The 15484-nt window shown below is 63.4% G+C and carries 11 protein-coding genes; 6 read left to right on the top strand and 5 right to left on the bottom strand.

All coding sequences use genetic code 11. From position 1 onward, the window contains the following. The first annotated feature begins 378 nt into the window (after positions 1-378). The 4 genes from phnC to BO1_RS36140 all read left to right on the top strand — a co-directional run bounded on the left by phnC (position 379) and on the right by BO1_RS36140 (position 4180). On the top strand, positions 379-1212 hold the full coding sequence (gene phnC / locus BO1_RS54155; protein WP_043288006.1) for a phosphonate ABC transporter ATP-binding protein: 834 nt from the start codon (positions 379-381) through the stop codon (positions 1210-1212). Between the two features lie 71 nt (positions 1213-1283). Continuing rightward, positions 1284-2270 (top strand): phosphonate ABC transporter substrate-binding protein, encoded by a 987-nt coding sequence (gene phnD / locus BO1_RS36150; protein ID WP_028221743.1) that lies wholly within the window; start codon positions 1284-1286, stop codon positions 2268-2270. Positions 2271-2398: 128 nt separating this feature from the next. After that, positions 2399-3169 carry a phosphonate ABC transporter, permease protein PhnE gene (gene phnE / locus BO1_RS36145; protein ID WP_028221742.1) on the top strand — a complete coding sequence of 257 codons (771 nt, stop codon included), beginning with the start codon at positions 2399-2401 and terminating at the stop codon, positions 3167-3169. A gap of 174 nt (positions 3170-3343) precedes the next feature. Next, positions 3344-4180, top strand: coding sequence for an EamA family transporter (locus BO1_RS36140; RefSeq protein ID WP_028221741.1), 837 nt, complete (start codon positions 3344-3346; stop codon positions 4178-4180). A 181-nt stretch (positions 4181-4361) separates the two neighbouring features. On the opposite strand, the gene BO1_RS58325 is transcribed toward BO1_RS36140, so the two are convergent. From BO1_RS58325 to pdxR, 3 genes are all read right to left on the bottom strand, one after another. Continuing rightward, positions 4362-4937 (bottom strand): lysozyme inhibitor LprI family protein, encoded by a 576-nt coding sequence (locus BO1_RS58325; RefSeq protein ID WP_084688474.1) that lies wholly within the window; start codon positions 4935-4937, stop codon positions 4362-4364. A 3-nt stretch (positions 4938-4940) separates the two neighbouring features. Continuing rightward, on the bottom strand, positions 4941-7928 hold the full coding sequence (locus BO1_RS54150) for a lysozyme family protein (protein ID WP_156992588.1): 2988 nt from the start codon (positions 7926-7928) through the stop codon (positions 4941-4943). A gap of 438 nt (positions 7929-8366) precedes the next feature. Next, positions 8367-10076, bottom strand: coding sequence for a MocR-like pyridoxine biosynthesis transcription factor PdxR (gene pdxR, locus BO1_RS36130; protein ID WP_028221740.1), 1710 nt, complete (start codon positions 10074-10076; stop codon positions 8367-8369). A gap of 151 nt (positions 10077-10227) precedes the next feature. Here pdxR and gabT point away from each other — a divergent pair, with 151 nt between their 5' ends. Together gabT and gabD are read left to right on the top strand one after the other, a co-directional pair. Then, positions 10228-11514 (top strand): 4-aminobutyrate--2-oxoglutarate transaminase, encoded by a 1287-nt coding sequence (gabT, locus tag BO1_RS36125; RefSeq protein ID WP_281179226.1) that lies wholly within the window; start codon positions 10228-10230, stop codon positions 11512-11514. A 149-nt stretch (positions 11515-11663) separates the two neighbouring features. Beyond that, entirely contained in the window at positions 11664-13115 is a 1452-nt protein-coding gene (gabD, locus tag BO1_RS36120) for an NADP-dependent succinate-semialdehyde dehydrogenase (protein WP_028221738.1), read from the top strand. A gap of 138 nt (positions 13116-13253) precedes the next feature. Here gabD and BO1_RS36115 read toward each other — a convergent pair whose 3' ends face one another. Further along, positions 13254-13868 (bottom strand): hypothetical protein, encoded by a 615-nt coding sequence (locus tag BO1_RS36115; protein WP_028221737.1) that lies wholly within the window; start codon positions 13866-13868, stop codon positions 13254-13256. 362 nt (positions 13869-14230) lie between these two features. Beyond that, the gene (gene pcaF, locus BO1_RS36110; protein WP_028221736.1) at positions 14231-15433 is read right to left on the bottom strand and encodes a 3-oxoadipyl-CoA thiolase; all 1203 of its coding nucleotides are present in this window, start codon (positions 15431-15433) and stop codon (positions 14231-14233) included. Positions 15434-15484 lie beyond the last annotated feature (51 nt).

Below are 15484 nucleotides of genomic sequence, written 5' to 3'. Positions count from 1 at the left end.
CAACGCTTGCGGCCCGCCGCGAAAACAAGTTAAACGCGAAAGTACTATAACCCGCACCCATCCCCAGAAATCACAATTTCAAGAGCCCCCACGAAAAGAATTCCCGCACAAAAGCGGGCCACCGCGCACATCTGCCGCCAATATAACCGCATCACGCTGCATTGCACGTGACACATCCGAGACGTCACACAGATGTCACAAGCGCACGCTGTCACGCAACCGACACGATCCAGATCGCTCCCAGCGCGCAGCCGCTAAAAACATATAGTCGTCTAGACGTCGCGACACCTTCACTCAACCGTCATAGTCCCTTCCTAGAATGACCCCGACTCAATCAAGGATTCGCGGCCACGCGCCCGATCCACATGACGAATCGACATGGACGCAATCCGCATCGAACGCCTCTCGAAGACCTTTAGCGGCGCAGCAAACCGCAAAGCCCTCAACGAAATCAACCTGCGCGTAAGCACCGGCGAAATGGTCGCGCTGATCGGCGCATCGGGCTCGGGCAAGTCGACACTGCTGCGCCACATCGCCGGCTTCGTGGCCGCCGATCCACAACCTTCGCAGATCGAAATACTTGGCCGCCCGATTCAACAGAACGGGCACATCGTTCGCGAAGTGCGCCGCATCCGCCGCGATATCGGCTTCGTGTTTCAGCAGTTCAATCTCGTGCATCGGCTCACGGTGGAAACCAACGTGCTGATTGGCGCGCTCGCGCGCCTGCCGTTGTGGCGCCGCCTCACCGGATGGTTTCCGCGCAGCGAGCGCGAGCTCACGGCCGCGGCGCTCGCGGAAGTGGGTATCGGTGACAAAGCAGGCGAGCGCGCCGCCAATCTCTCGGGTGGCCAGCAGCAGCGCGCCGCGCTCGCCCGCGCGCTCGTGCAGCGCGCACGCCTGATTCTCGCCGATGAGCCAATCGCCTCGCTCGACCCCGAGTCGTCGCGCCGCGTGATGGACATGCTGCGCATGCTGAACCGCAATCACGGGCTCACGGTGCTCGTGTCGCTGCATCAGGTCGATATCGCGATGCGGTACTGCCCACGCACGGTCGCGCTGCGCGACGGTCGCGTGGTCTACGACGGCCCGTCCGCCGCGCTCACGCCTGCCCTGCTGCACGAGCTTTATGGCAGCGCCGCGCGCGAGTTGCTCGAAGCCGATCCCGCTCACGCGGCCACCCAGCGCTTCGGCGCACAGCCCAACGCAGCCTGAGGCTGCCCCGATTACCTCACCGCAGCCTGATCACGCAAACGTTCCCCCTCCACACGGAATCCGCCTCTCCCATGAAACTGCTCCGTTCCATGCTCTCCTGGTGCGCCGCCGGCGCCGTTGCGTTCGCCTCGCTCGGCGCTTCGGCCGCTCACGCGGAAGACATCAACTTCGGCATCATCTCCACCGATTCGTCGGCGGTGCTCAAGCAGCGCTGGCAGCCGTTCATCGACGACATGAACCGCCAGACCGGCCTGCACGTGAACGCGTTCTTCGCCACCGACTACGCAGGCATCATCGAAGCGATGCGCTTCAACAAGGTGCAGATCGGCTACTTCGGCAACGCGTCCGCCATGGAAGCCGTGGACCGCTCAAACGGCGAAATCTTCGCGAAGGTGCTCTACGCCAACGGCGACGCCGGCTACAAGTCGGTGCTGATCACCAACGTCAACAGCCGTGTGAAGACGCTCGACGATGTATTCAAGAATACGAAGGATCTCACGCTCGGCTGGGGCGATCCGAATTCCACTTCGGGCACGCTGATTCCCGGCTACTACCTGTTCGCGCAGCACGGCGTCTCGGTGAATGCGTCGACGTTCAAGACGGTGCTGCCTTCGAGCCACGAAGCCAACCTGCTCGCCGTGGTCAACAACAAGGTCGACATCGCGACCAACAACACGATCGAGCTCGCCACGCTCCAGCAAAAGCATCCGGACCGCTTCGCCCAGGTGCGCGTGCTGTGGACCTCGCCGCTGATCCCGTCCGACCCGCTCGTGTGGCGCAAGGACCTGCCCGAGGCCACCAAGCAGAAGCTGCGTGACTTCTTCTATCACTACGCCAAGACCGATCCGAAGGAGAAGAAGATCATGGCCGACATCACGGGCTACGCCGGCTTCGCGCCCGCCTCCGACGCCCAGTTGCTGCCGATCCGCCAGGTCGCGCTGTTCCAGCAGAAAGAGAAGATCGCCGCCGACACGCATCTCTCCGACGAAGACCGCAAGAGCCAGATCGCGGCCATCGACGCGAAGATCGGCGCGCTCGCAACCGCCACGAAGCAGTAATGGGCACGATGGAATTCGACGCATCGCGGCTCGCCCAGCACGCCGACGGCCTGGGCGCAGAGCCTGAGCAACGCCAGGGCGAAGCGCTCGCGCAAGCGCCGGCCAGGCCGGCGCCGCTCGCGAGCCAGATGAGCGCGGCGGCCGGCAAGCGCAGCTGGTCCTCGCTCGTGCTCTGGGCGATCGTGTTCGCGCTGCTCGGCGCGGCCTGGCGCGGCGCGGACATGCGCCCGCTCGATCTGTTCGCCGACTCGCAGAACATGGGCATCTTCGCGAGCGGCTTCTTCCCGCCCGACTTCACCGAATGGCGCACCTATGTGCACGAGATGTGGGTGACGGTGGCGGTCGCGCTCTGGGGCACGGCGCTCGCCATCGTCTGCGCGGTGCCGTTCGGGCTGATGTCCTCGCACAATCTCGCGCCGCGCTGGGTCCTCCATCCGGTGCGCCGCCTGATGGACGCGTGCCGCGCCATCAACGAGATGGTGTTCGCGATGCTCTTCATCGTCGCGGTCGGGCTCGGGCCGTTCGCGGGCGTGCTTGCGCTGTGGGTCCACACGACGGGCGTGCTCGCCAAGCTCTTCGCGGAGGCCGTCGAGGCCATCGACCCGCGCCCCGCCGAGGGCGTGCGCGCGACCGGCGCCACGCCGCTCGACGAGATCATCTACGGCGTGCTGCCCCAGGTCATGCCGCTGTGGATCTCTTACGCGCTCTACCGGTTCGAGTCGAACGTGCGCTCGGCGATGGTGGTGGGCATGGTGGGCGCGGGCGGCATCGGCGTCGTGCTCTATGAAGAGATCCGCTCGTTCGACTATGCGCAGACGAGCGCGGTGCTGATCATGGTGATCGCCGTGGTGACAGTGATCGACCTCATCTCGGCAAAACTGCGCGCGCGCGTGATCTGACACTGACGCGTTCCGCTTCAAGCACCGCAGCGCGGGTTCCATGGCATTCGCCACGTGGCCCGCGCTTTTTTCTTCATGCGGTCCTTCCTTGCGTTCTGGCGCTGCGGCGCATTCGCTGGAATAATCGACTGCTTGCGGCCGCAACCGCCCCCTCCCACTCATTGCGCTCGTTCAATGGCAAGCTTCGTCGTCCTGTTGGTCCTGCTCTCGGCACTCATGCACGCGAGCTGGAACGCGTTTCTCCACCTCTCGGGCGACCGCGTCTGGCTGCTCGGCATGTTCTCGGTGCCTTATGTGCTCGTGAGCGCCGTCGGCGTGTGCGTGCTGCCGCTGCCCGCTGCCGCGAGCTGGCCGTATATCGCGGCATCGGCGCTGCTCGAATTCGCGTACTGCTTCGCGCTGATCCGCGCCTACCGCAGCGGCGACTTCGGGCAGATCTACCCGATCGCGCGCGGCCTCTCGCCGTTGCTCGTGTTCGTGGGCGCGCTCGTGTTCGCGCACGAGGAACTGCACGCGCTCGCCGCCACGGGCGTGATGCTCGTCTCGCTCGGCATCATGTCGCTCGCGTTCAGGCGCGGCATGCGCTTCTCGGGCGAAAGCGTGCCCTGGGCGCTAGTGACGGGCTTCTTCATCTCGACCTATTCGATCGTCGATGGCCTCGGCGCGCGCCTCGCCGGCAATCCGCTCAGCTACATCATGTGGGTCTACCTGCTGTGGAACGTCCCGCAGTTCATCGTGGTCTGCAAGCTGCGCGGCGGCGCGGCGCAGATGTTCGTCTCGAAGGCCAATGCCTTGCGCGGCATGCTCGCGGGCGTGCTCGCGCTGAGCGCGTATTGCCTCGTGATCGAGGCGTTCCGCTATCTGCCGATCGCCATGGTGTCCGCGCTGCGCGAGATGTCGTCGATCTTCGCGGTGCTGATCGGCTGGCTCTTCATGCGGGAAAAGCTCACCGCACGCCGCATGGTCGCGTGCGTGCTTGTGACTTGTGGGGCGGTGTTGATACGGATGTGAGCAGACTCGGGCGGTGCACTGTGCTGGACGCGCCAAGGGACGCAGGCAGGCTCGATATCAGGTGGCGCTCGCACCTGGACTGACGACCGTTCGAGGCGGTCGGAACACCGTCGTCCGTCATCGACCTGTGATCATATGAAACAAACGCATTGCGGCACGCAAAATAATTTCCAATGAATCTCTACCAATTCCTGTAGAAATTCAGTCGCGCTACACAGGCATTATGCTCCTCGCTCAATTTTGAGGCGGTCATCCTGCAATTTAAATCCACATATTTCATCCAATTCAGATCATTTCCATCTGAATTTTGACTTACCAACCTCGAAATCACCTTACCAGTGTCCCCATGCTCATAAAGATTGGCCATAATCGCCAACGATCGCCTAAAATCGTCCATTCCAACCGATGAGTCGAGATAGCGAATTTCCTTTGTTCGCGCCTCCGTCACCGAAGTCAGACATGTCAATTTGTCAATAGCCGCCTCTTCCCCGGGGCTAGTAGCGTCATATGCGGATTGACAATATTCTTCTTTATAGACAACCCATGATCGCTGAGTTGCAACGAGATTTTGTTTATCTCTTGCAGGCATCTTATTTAATACATTGCCATAGTTTTGATTGAGATTTTTATCGGCAGATTCGTAATTAGAACGAGCACAATGCTCAATCTCGTAGTTAGTTTGGCCGCCACAAACTGCTTTCGAAAAGGCAGCATGAGATGCCAAAAATATTGCAAATACAGCAACAATCTTCATCATCACTCATCTCCAACAATTACAATTCATGCCCTTCTCGAACAATAGGGCTTCCGCTTCTCGTCTTATGATAAGTCCCCTCTGACTTGCAGGGTCCCAGAGTACCTTCATGGCACGTAGCTGTAAGGGCACACCAGGCAGATTGTTATCCTGGATTGCCTTTCTGATTTCCCTCATTTGAGCACGTGTTTTTTGGTGCGGCTTATCCTCCAAGCCTGGCCCACGATTCACAATCAAACTAAGCAAGGCCCCTTGACAATGTGGATGTAGTCGTGTGACACCCGGAAATGCATCAACGGTGTATTGTGCATAGCGTCGCTTCATTCGTCGAGCCAATTCAAGCGCATTTGGGTTTGAGATTTTTATATCGGAAAGAGAAGGGATAAGTGCTCGAGCGTGATCTCCGCGCCTCCCGATTGCGCCAAGCAACCTTGTAATTTGCCCTGGAGGCACCAATCCATTTAGATCGGTAGCTGCTTGTGCAGAAACTTGTTGACCTAAATCATAACCGTATCCTATCGTCACACCGCTGGATTGATCTCGATGATCGCCTGGAACATACGGAGTTTCGCCATAACCTTCAATTCTCAATACAAGGGAAAAGGCTTCCTTCGATGAATAGAACATCCCCTCGGTAGTTTGAAAATCCAAAGCGTCCGTCTTGCATTCCTCACTACAGGTTGAGGAAAAATTCCCCACCATCCCCACCGGATGAAAATGCCACGGCGTCGGCTCCTTCGGAAACCCCTCAATCCCCACCGCCTGTTCCCACCACTGCAGCTTCCCGATCCGCTCGATCTCCGCCTTCCACAGCCACAGCAGCTTCTTCATCAGCGGCGACATCTCTTCCCACTTGCCCAGCCCGCCGCCCCATTCGCTCTCCGAGCGCACCACCAGATGCGTGAGCGCTTCGGCCATCCAAGGCGTTTCCTGCGCGTGCTTCAACTCCTGCGCCGTCACCTTGCCGTCGTGGTTCGCGTCAATCGCCTTCTCGAGCTTGACGATCAAATCCCCGGCGTTCACGCTCAGCGCGCCCGGCTCGAACTCCGACTTGTCTTCATCCACCAGATACTGGTCCGTCACGTGGATATAGCGCTTGAGCATGTCGACTGGCCTGAAGCCGGTGTTGTCGACGAGTTCGAACCCCGGCCAGTCCCATGGGCCGCACATTCGCGCGAGCGGGTGATGCTCTTCGCACACCCAGCCCTGCCGGGTTGAACCGTCCCGGGCGCCGATCGTGATGTTCCACCACCGGTGACCCTTGTCGTCAATCGCGACGTTGTCGGCACCGAGCCTGTCCAGATCGGTGCGCCGGAATACGTCGCGGAAATCCGCGCCCGGCCCCTTCGCGCTGGAGACGTTCAGCGGGAAACTCGTCCACGCCTTTACCACGCCGGTCGTCGTCGTGTTTGCGAGTCTGGCCTCCACCCACACCTGGGGACCCGTGTCGGTCAGTATCGGGCGCGGTGCAGGATGCCCGTGATGCCCGCCATGGGTATTGTTGGCGCTCGGTGCTGGCATCGTCACCGTCTTCGGCTGGACCTTGACCCACCTTGAGCCCGTGGCGTTGCCCACCGGCACCAGCTTCAGGCCACCCGGGCTCCGGGGCAGCGTCCTGTCCGGCTGGGGGATGTCCGTCACGAACTGCGCACCGGGCGAAATCTCCAGAAAGGTCTTTGCCGCCGGCAGGTCCTTTGCGCGCGCCCGGCTCTTTTCGATGAACGCCTGCAGTTCCGGTCCGGCAAAGACTTCGAGATGCAGCAGCGGCCGGGTCGGCTTCGGCGGCAGCGGCGACGCGTCGACGTAGCGCAGGTAGTGCCCCATCTGGCCCACCACGTCGCCGGCCTTCACGGCATACGGCTGCTTGAGCACGACCACCGTGTCGAGCGGCTTCGGATCGAGCACCGCGTCGAGTTCTTTCACATACACCCAGCTCCACGGGGCGTGCGGCGAGACCGGCTTCCCGACCTCCGCGCTGACTGGCTGGCCGGTCCTGAGCGCCCTGATTTTCTGCCAGCCGGGATGCTTCGGGTCCGTTTCGGAAACCACGAGCTCAGCGCCCCTGGGCAGGATGCCGATGAGCTTGCCGTTCGGCAGGTCGCGAATCGCGATGCCCTTCACCGGCGCAGGTAGCGGAGCGTCGTCAACGGGCTGGGCCGCAGGTGGCTTGGGTGGTGCAACAAAGCCTGCCTCGATGAATTCTTTGAGCAGGTCGTAGTCAATCGCATCCGCCGGCGGGGGTGGCGGGGTCTTCGGCTTTGGCATCGCCTGAATATTGGGTGCCTGGTCGCCCACGCGGTAATAGCGCTCGCCTTCCCAGAACGGCATCGGCGCCAGGTTCAGCTTCGCTGCACCGGTTTGCGCGGTCCGTGCCTGCTCCTGCGCTGCCTGGTAGCTGTTCCAGTCCATCAGGTGCATGTACAGGCTGAAGAACGTGAGCGTTTCGTCCGGCGCGGGCCTGGGCGGTGCCGGCGTGCCTGCAGCGGAAGGCGAGGAGGCGGGTGGCGCCGCGGCTGTGCCCTGGCTGGAAGCCGGCACCGGTGCGCCCTGCGGGCTGGCCGGGGCCGGCTTCGGCGGCAGCTGCAGCTTGTGGCGGACCAGCACGAAGCCCGTGGAGTAGAGCGCCTGGTGGCCGTCCTGCCAGGTCTGCGCGGGATATTTGCTGTCGAGCCGGTACGCCACGACCTCGCCATCGGCGATGGCCCGCACGCCGGTATCCTGCTTCAGCATCGTGGCGGTGGACGAGCCGAAGTGCACGCCTCCATGCCACAACCCGCTGGCGCCGAGCGGATAGAAACCGTCGTCCGCTTGCGCCAGCGCCTTCATGTACGTCATCGGGTCAGTGGCGTCGTCCTTGCCGAGCGGCGTGAACGGAAAGGCCCAGTTCAGCGGGGTCCAGGCGGGTGCCGGCGAGGCGGCGGGCGCAGCCGGTGCCGCCGGTGCCGCCGGTGGCGCCGGCTGCGCGGGATGGGCTGGATGAGAGTGCGTGCTCATGGGTCTCGGAGTCGGTCGTTGTTGCTGCGCGTACGGGAGAAACAGGGGCGGCGTATGGCGGCTTATCCGGAGAACAACGAGCCGCGCCCACCGTCAGTCGAAACCGGGGTCGTCTGCAATGGATGGCAGCAATGAAGCATCGATCGGGAAAGCCGCTCTCGAAATCGAATTAGAGCGGCGAAGGAACAGCCCAAGAAATCCGGCCTGATAGCGCGGGGATCATATCAACATGAACGCCACAGAACAGTGGCGCGATAACGATAGTTGACGGCCATCCTGCACACCTTCGATTTATGCAAGACTCATTTATTTCGGGAGCCGTCAGGCATAAAAATTATTATTAGCCCTTCGCATTCTGCAAGTGTTCGCGAGAACCTCGCCGTCGATTCGACGGCGTCCCGGCAATTGCTCAACAGTGCCAAAAGTTATCGAAAACGATCACTCGACAAACACCGGCAACGTCACATCAATCGCCTCGGCGAGCGTATCGAATGCAGGCGCGATCTCCTCGTCGGGCACGCACGCATAGCCGATCAACAACCCCGAAGCCGCACGCTCGCGCTCCGAGTAATACCCCGACAGCGGCCGCACCACGATATTGCGCGCAAGCGCGGCCTCGGCCACGGCACGGTCGTCGCTGCCTTCGGGCAGCTGCATGACCACGTGCAGGCCCGCATCGCCGCCCATGGCCGGCAGCGCATCGCCATAACGGCGCGCGACCGCATCGAGCAACACCTGACGCCGCTGCCCATAGAGCGCGCGCATCTTGCGGATGTGCGAGGTGAAATGCCCTTCGGCGATGAACTCCGCCAGCACCGCCTGCTGCAGGAGCTGGCCCTCGCGATAGAGCTCGGCGCTCGCGGTCGCGAAGCTCTCGGCGAGCGGCTCGGGAGCGACGAGATAGCCCACGCGCAGCCCCGGAAACAGCGTCTTGCCGAAGCTGCCCACATAGATCACCTGCCCCGCCGTGTCGAGCCCCTGCAGCGACGCTAGCGGCCGGCTGCCGTAGCGGAACTCGCTGTCGTAGTCGTCCTCGATGATCCAGCACTGGTGCTGGCGCGCGTACTCGAGCAGCATGCGGCGGCGCGCGAGGCTCATGACCATGCCGAGCGGGTACTGGTGCGAGGGCGTGACGAGAATCAGCTTCGGCGGCGCGGCGGCGAAATCGGCCGCCGACGGATTGATGCCCTCGCTGTCCACTGCGATCGGGCGCGGCTTGAGCCCCGAAACCTGCATCACGCTGCGCACGCCCCAGTAGCACGGATCTTCGGTCCAGATCGTGTCGCCGGGGTCGGAGAGCAGACGCACGGCCAGGTCCACCGACTGGTGGATGCCCGTCGTGATGATGATCTGCTCGGGCGAGCAACGCACCGAGCGCGAAGTGCGCAGATAGTCGGCGAGCACGTGGCGCAGGAGCGCCAGGCCACCACCCGGCGCGTAGGTCAGCAGATCGGGGCGCAGGCTGCGCCAGTACTTGTTGTGCAGGCGCGTCCAGATGCGTGCCGGAAAGCGCGAGACGTCGGGCACGCCCGGCATGAACGCGCCGCCTTGGCGCTTGGAAACGCCCGCACCCGCGATCAGGCGCGCGCCGCGCGTGGAGAGCGCACGGGCCGCCGTGCGCTGCGCCTGCGTGGGCGCGAACGACACCGGGGTCTCCCCGGCATCCGCGCGAAGGGAATGGGCCTGCGTTACAGGGATCACCGGGGTTGGCGGCACGCCATGGGCGCCTGACGAGGTGTGCGCGTCGAGGCTGTTAGTTGCGATTACGCCGGCATCACCCACCCGGCTTGCCGTCATCGAATTGGGTGCGGATCTAGAATCCGCAGCGTTTTTAACCGTGCGCAGGGAGCCAATTTCCGCCGCGCCAACGATCTCGTCAGGCGAAGTATCGGCGACGAAGGTCCCGCGCCCCGTCGCCGAAGTCACATAGCCTTCGAGCACGAGTTGCTCGTACACCTGCGTGACCGTATTGCGCGCGATGCCCAGCTCCGCCGCCAGCAGCCGGGACGACGGCACCCGCGCGCCCGCCGGCAGCTCGCGCGAAAGGATCGCCTGCTGCAGCAAACGATGCAGTTGCCGGTAGACCGGCTGACCGCTGCCGCGTTCGATCCGCTGGGCCAGCCAGTCTGACAGGACACTCGCTCGCATCGAAATTGGCTCCTAATAATTTTACTGAATGGCTCTGAAATTTAGAGCCAAACGTGAGTATAGTCGCTGCATGGACTGAGTGCGGGCCGAATGGGACCGAAAGCCGGTCCACCCGCCAACCGAACCGACACTGTTTTCGAAGGAGACGAACGTGACCAAGAACGCCGATCTGCAGAACCGCAAGAACGCCATTACCCCGCGTGGCGTGGGCGTGATGTGCGACTTCTACGCCGAGCGCGCCGAGAACGCGGAGCTGTGGGACGTCGAAGGCCGCCGTTTCATCGACTTCGCTGCCGGCATCGCCGTCTGCAACACGGGCCACCGCCATCCGAAGATCGTCGCCGCCATCAAGGCGCAGCTCGACCACTTCACGCATACCGCCTACCAGATCGTCCCCTACGAGTCGTACGTCTCGCTGGCCGAGAAGGTCGCCCAGCGCGCACCGGGCAGCTTCGCCAAGAAGGCCGCGTTCTTCACGACCGGCGCCGAAGCCGTCGAAAACGCCGTCAAGATCGCCCGTGCCCACACCGGCCGTCCGGGCGTGATCGCCTTCGCGGGCGGCTTCCACGGCCGTACGCTGATGGGCATGGCACTCACGGGCAAGGTCGCACCGTACAAGCTCGCGTTCGGCCCGTTCCCGGCCGACGTCTACCACGCCCCGTACCCCAACTCGGTCCACGGCATCAGCACGGCTGACTCGCTCAAGCACATCGAGATGCTGTTCAAGGCCGACATCGATCCGAAGCGCGTCGCCGCGATCATCTTCGAACCGGTCCAGGGCGAAGGCGGCTTCTACCAGGCGCCCGCTGACTTCGTGCGCGGCCTGCGCAAGATCTGCGACACGCACGGCATCCTGCTGATCGCCGACGAAGTGCAAACGGGCTTCGCGCGCACCGGCAAGCTGTTCGCGATGGAACACTACGACGTCACGCCGGACCTCATGACGATCGCCAAGAGCCTGGCCGGCGGCATGCCGCTGTCGGGCGTGGTCGGCCGCGCGGAAGTCATGGACGCGGCAGCGCCCGGCGGCCTCGGCGGCACGTACGCGGGCAACCCGCTGGCCGTGGCGTCGGCGCACGCGGTGATCGAGATCATCGAAGAAGAGAAGCTCTGCGAGCGCGCCACGAAGCTCGGCGACAAGCTCAAGGCAAAGCTCAACGCGATGAAGGCCGAAGTGCCGCAAATCGCCGACGTGCGTGGCCCGGGCGCGATGAACGCCGTGGAATTCTTCAAGCCGGGCACGAACGAAGCGGACGCCGACTTCACCAAGCGCGTGCAGACCGCCGCGCTGAACCGCGGCCTGCTGCTGCTCATCTGCGGCGTGTACTCGAACGTCGTGCGCTTCCTGTTCCCGCTGACGATTCAGGACAACGTGTTCGACGAAGCGCTCGCGATCCTCGAAGAGTCGATCAAGGAAGCCGTGGGCGTGCCGGCGTAAGCCTCGCGTCGCGACTTCAGCCTTAGCACACGCACTTAGTGGCCCGCCGCGCGCGGGCCCTCCACGAAACGGCACACCGGCGTTTGCCGCTGTGCCGTTTGTCGTTCTTATTGCATCGAAATCGAATCGAAGCCTGTCGGAGCTCAAGCATGAACCTGAAAGACGCATCGCTGCTGCAAAGCAAGGCCTATATCAACGGCGAATGGCAAGGCGCAGAAGACGGCGCCACGCTCGACGTGATCAACCCCGCCACCGGCGCGCTGATCGGCACCGTGCCGCGCATGGGCGCCGCCGAAACGCGCCGCGCGATTTCGGCTGCGAACGCCGCATGGCCCGCCTGGCGCGCAAAGACCGCGAAGGAGCGCAGCGTCATCCTGCGCAAGTGGCACGACCTGATGATGGCGAACGCCGACGACCTCGCGCTGATCCTCACCACCGAGCAAGGCAAGCCGCTCGCCGAAGCGAAGGGCGAAATCGGCTACGCCGCGTCGTTCCTCGAATGGTTCGCCGAAGAAGGCAAGCGCATTTACGGCGACACGATTCCGACCGTCGCCAATGACAAGCGCATCGTCGTGACCAAGGAACCCGTGGGCGTGTGCGCCGCGATCACGCCGTGGAACTTCCCCGCCGCGATGATCACGCGCAAGGTCGGCCCCGCACTCGCGGCAGGCTGCCCGATCGTGCTCAAGCCCGCCGAAGCCACGCCGCTTTCGGCACTCGCGCTGGCCGTGCTGGCCGAGCGCGCGGGCGTGCCGGCCGGCATCTTCAGCGTCGTCACTGGCGACCCGAAGGCGATCGGCGGCGAGCTCACGAGCAACCCCACGGTGCGCAAGCTCTCGTTCACGGGCTCGACGCCGGTAGGCCGCCTGCTGATGAGCCAATGCGCGGCGACGGTCAAGAAGGTCTCGCTCGAACTGGGCGGCAACGCGCCGTTCATCGTCTTCGAAGACGCCGATATCGACGCGGCAGTGGCAGGCGCCATCGCCTCGAAGTATCGCAACAGCGGCCAGACCTGCGTGTGCACGAACCGCTTCTATGTGCACGACGCCATCTACGACACGTTCGCCGCCAGGCTGCGCGAAGCCGTGGAAAAGCTCAAGGTTGGTCTGGGCACGGAAGCCGGCATCACGCAAGGCCCGCTCATCAACGAAGCGGCCGTGCTGAAGGTGGAATCGCACATCGAGGACGCACTCGCGAAGGGCGCGCAAGTGCTCACGGGCGGCAAGCGCCACGCGCTCGGCCATGGCTTCTTCGAGCCCACCGTGCTCACGAATGTCACGCCCGCGATGAAGGTCGCGCGCGACGAAACGTTCGGCCCGCTCGCACCGCTGTTCCGCTTCTCGTCGGATGAGGAAGTGATCAGGATGGCGAACGATACCGAGTTCGGTCTTGCCGCGTACTTCTACAGCCGCGACATCGGCCGCGTGTGGCGCGTGGCCGAAGCGCTCGAGTACGGCATGGTGGGCATCAACACTGGCCTGATTTCGAACGAAGTGGCGCCGTTCGGCGGCGTGAAGCAATCGGGCCTCGGCCGCGAAGGCTCGCACTATGGCGTGGACGACTACGTCGTCGTCAAGTACATGTGCATGGCAGGCATGTAAGCCTGCTTGACGACAGCCCAAAGAAAACGGGCGCCGTAACAGGCGCCCGCCGTTAATCGAAACGCCGGCGCATCGCGATGTATTCGCGGTGCGCCGGCGTTTTCGCTGGTGTGAGCGGACCGTGCGGTCCGCCAGCGCTTATTGCGCCTGGCCCACCGGCGTGACTTGCGTTGCGTACGCCGAAACGAACACGGCGTGGATCGTGTCGCCAACCTTGAGCTTCTTCAGATCGATATCGGGCGTGGCGTCGAGCGTAACCGTTTGATAGGCGCCGCGCAGCGTGACTTCACGTTTCTTCATGTTGATATGCTGCACCGTGGCCTGCACCTCGACCTGGCGCGCCGCGTCGTAGCCCGACGAGGCCGGCAGATAGACGTTGGTATCGACGCGCTTGCGAATGCCCTTGTCCTTGCCCGTCACCTTTTCGGCCGTCACGAGCAGTGCGTTCTTGTAGAGCACGTCGACGGTATCGCCCACGTTGAGCTGGTCGAAATTGCCCACCTGCTGGCTGAGCGCGATGTCCACGTCATTGCCGCGCGGACCGCGCAGCGTGACCACGCGCGCCGCACGGTCGATGCCGACGATCTTGGCCTGCACATGAATCGGCTCCGCATTGGCGACGATCGCTTGCGCCGCGCCAGCAAGCGCCGATTGTGCCTCGGGAGCCGACGCAGGCTGCTCGGTTTGCGCCGATGCGGCTTGCGCGAACGCCATGCTAATGACCACCGCTGCTGCCAACGATGTTGCCTTCATCATCTGTATTCTCCAAAAGTCGGGGTTTAATTTTCGCTGCAACGGCTCGTGCCGAAGTGGGACGATTCTACGCGTCCCTTTTAAAAACCGACTAGAGAATGGCTGCGAGCCAGATCAGATTAAGCTGAACGCATCACAAAAAGCGTTGTTTTATTGATCGGTGTCGGATCCGAAATAATTCAGCACATTTTTACTATTTACGAAACGTGGATGTGATGCGTGTCGATATGTGCCGTTGGTATGAAGTTATGCAGGTCTGCAGGACGAAAAAAAACCGCGAATCAAAAGATTCGCGGCTTTATGCACGACGCATTTTCAGCATCGGCGGCAACTAAAATAATCTTCGGGTCGCCGGAACAGAATCAAACGCGCTCGATGGCGATAGCGATGCCCTGGCCGACACCGATACACATCGTGCACAGCGCATAGCGGCCCTGCGTGCGGTGCAGTTGATACGTGGCCGTCGTCACGAGACGCGCGCCGCTCATGCCCAGCGGATGGCCCAGCGCGATGGCGCCGCCGTTCGCGTTGACGCGGGGATCGTCGTCGGCCACGCCGAGCATGCGCAGCACGGCCAGGCCCTGCGAGGCGAACGCTTCGTTGAGCTCGATCACGTCGAACTGGTCGATGGTCATGTTCAGGCGCGCGAGCAGCTTCTGCGTGGCGGGCGCCGGACCGATACCCATCACGCGCGGCGCAACGCCTGCCGTCGCAATGCCAATCACGCGCGCGCGCGGCGTGAGGCCGAAGCGTCTCGCGTTTTCCTCGTTGGCGAGCAGCAGCGCGCACGCACCGTCGTTTACGCCCGACGCGTTGCCCGCGGTCACCGAGCCATCCGGGCTCACGACGCCCTTGAGCTTCGCCAGCGTCTCGAGGGTCGTCTCGCGCGGATGCTCGTCGCGCGACACCACGAGCGGATCGCCCTTCTTCTGCGCGATCGTCACCGCGACGATCTCCTGCGCGAGCGTGCCGTCGGCCTGCGCACGCGCGGCCTTCTGCTGGCTGCGCAGCGCAAACGCGTCCTGATCGGCGCGGCTCACGCCGTAATCGACGGCGACGTTCTCGGCGGTCTCCGGCATCGAGTCCACGCCGTACTGCTGCTTCATCAGCTTGTTGACGAAGCGCCAGCCGATGGTCGTGTCGTAGATCGCCGCGTCGCGCGCGAAGGCGCTGGCAGACTTACCCATCACGAACGGCGCACGGCTCATGCTCTCCACGCCGCCCGCGATCATCAGGCCCGCTTCGCCCGATTTGAGCGCGCGCGCGGCAATGCCCACGGCGTCCATGCCCGAGCCGCACAGCCGGTTCACGGTCGAGCCCGGCACGGCCTGCGGCAGGCCCGCCAGCAGCGACGACATGCGCGCGACGTTACGGTTGTCTTCGCCCGCCTGGTTCGCGCAGCCGTAGATCACGTCGTCGATTGCGGTCCAGTCCACGTCCTTGTTGCGCTCCATGAGCGCCTTGAGCGGCACGGCGCCGAGGTCGTCGGCGCGAACCTGCGCAAGGGCGCCCGCGTAGCGGCCGATCGGTGTGCGAATCGCGTCGCAGATAAATGCTTCCGTCATGAGAGTCTCCAGTTCCAGTCGCACGTGGTGCGATCCAATGCAAGGCTGATT

It is taken from the genome of Paraburkholderia oxyphila NBRC 105797 (assembly GCF_000685075.1).
GTDB lineage: Bacteria > Pseudomonadota > Gammaproteobacteria > Burkholderiales > Burkholderiaceae > Paraburkholderia > Paraburkholderia oxyphila.
This window is presented reverse-complemented; position numbering and strand designations above follow the sequence as displayed.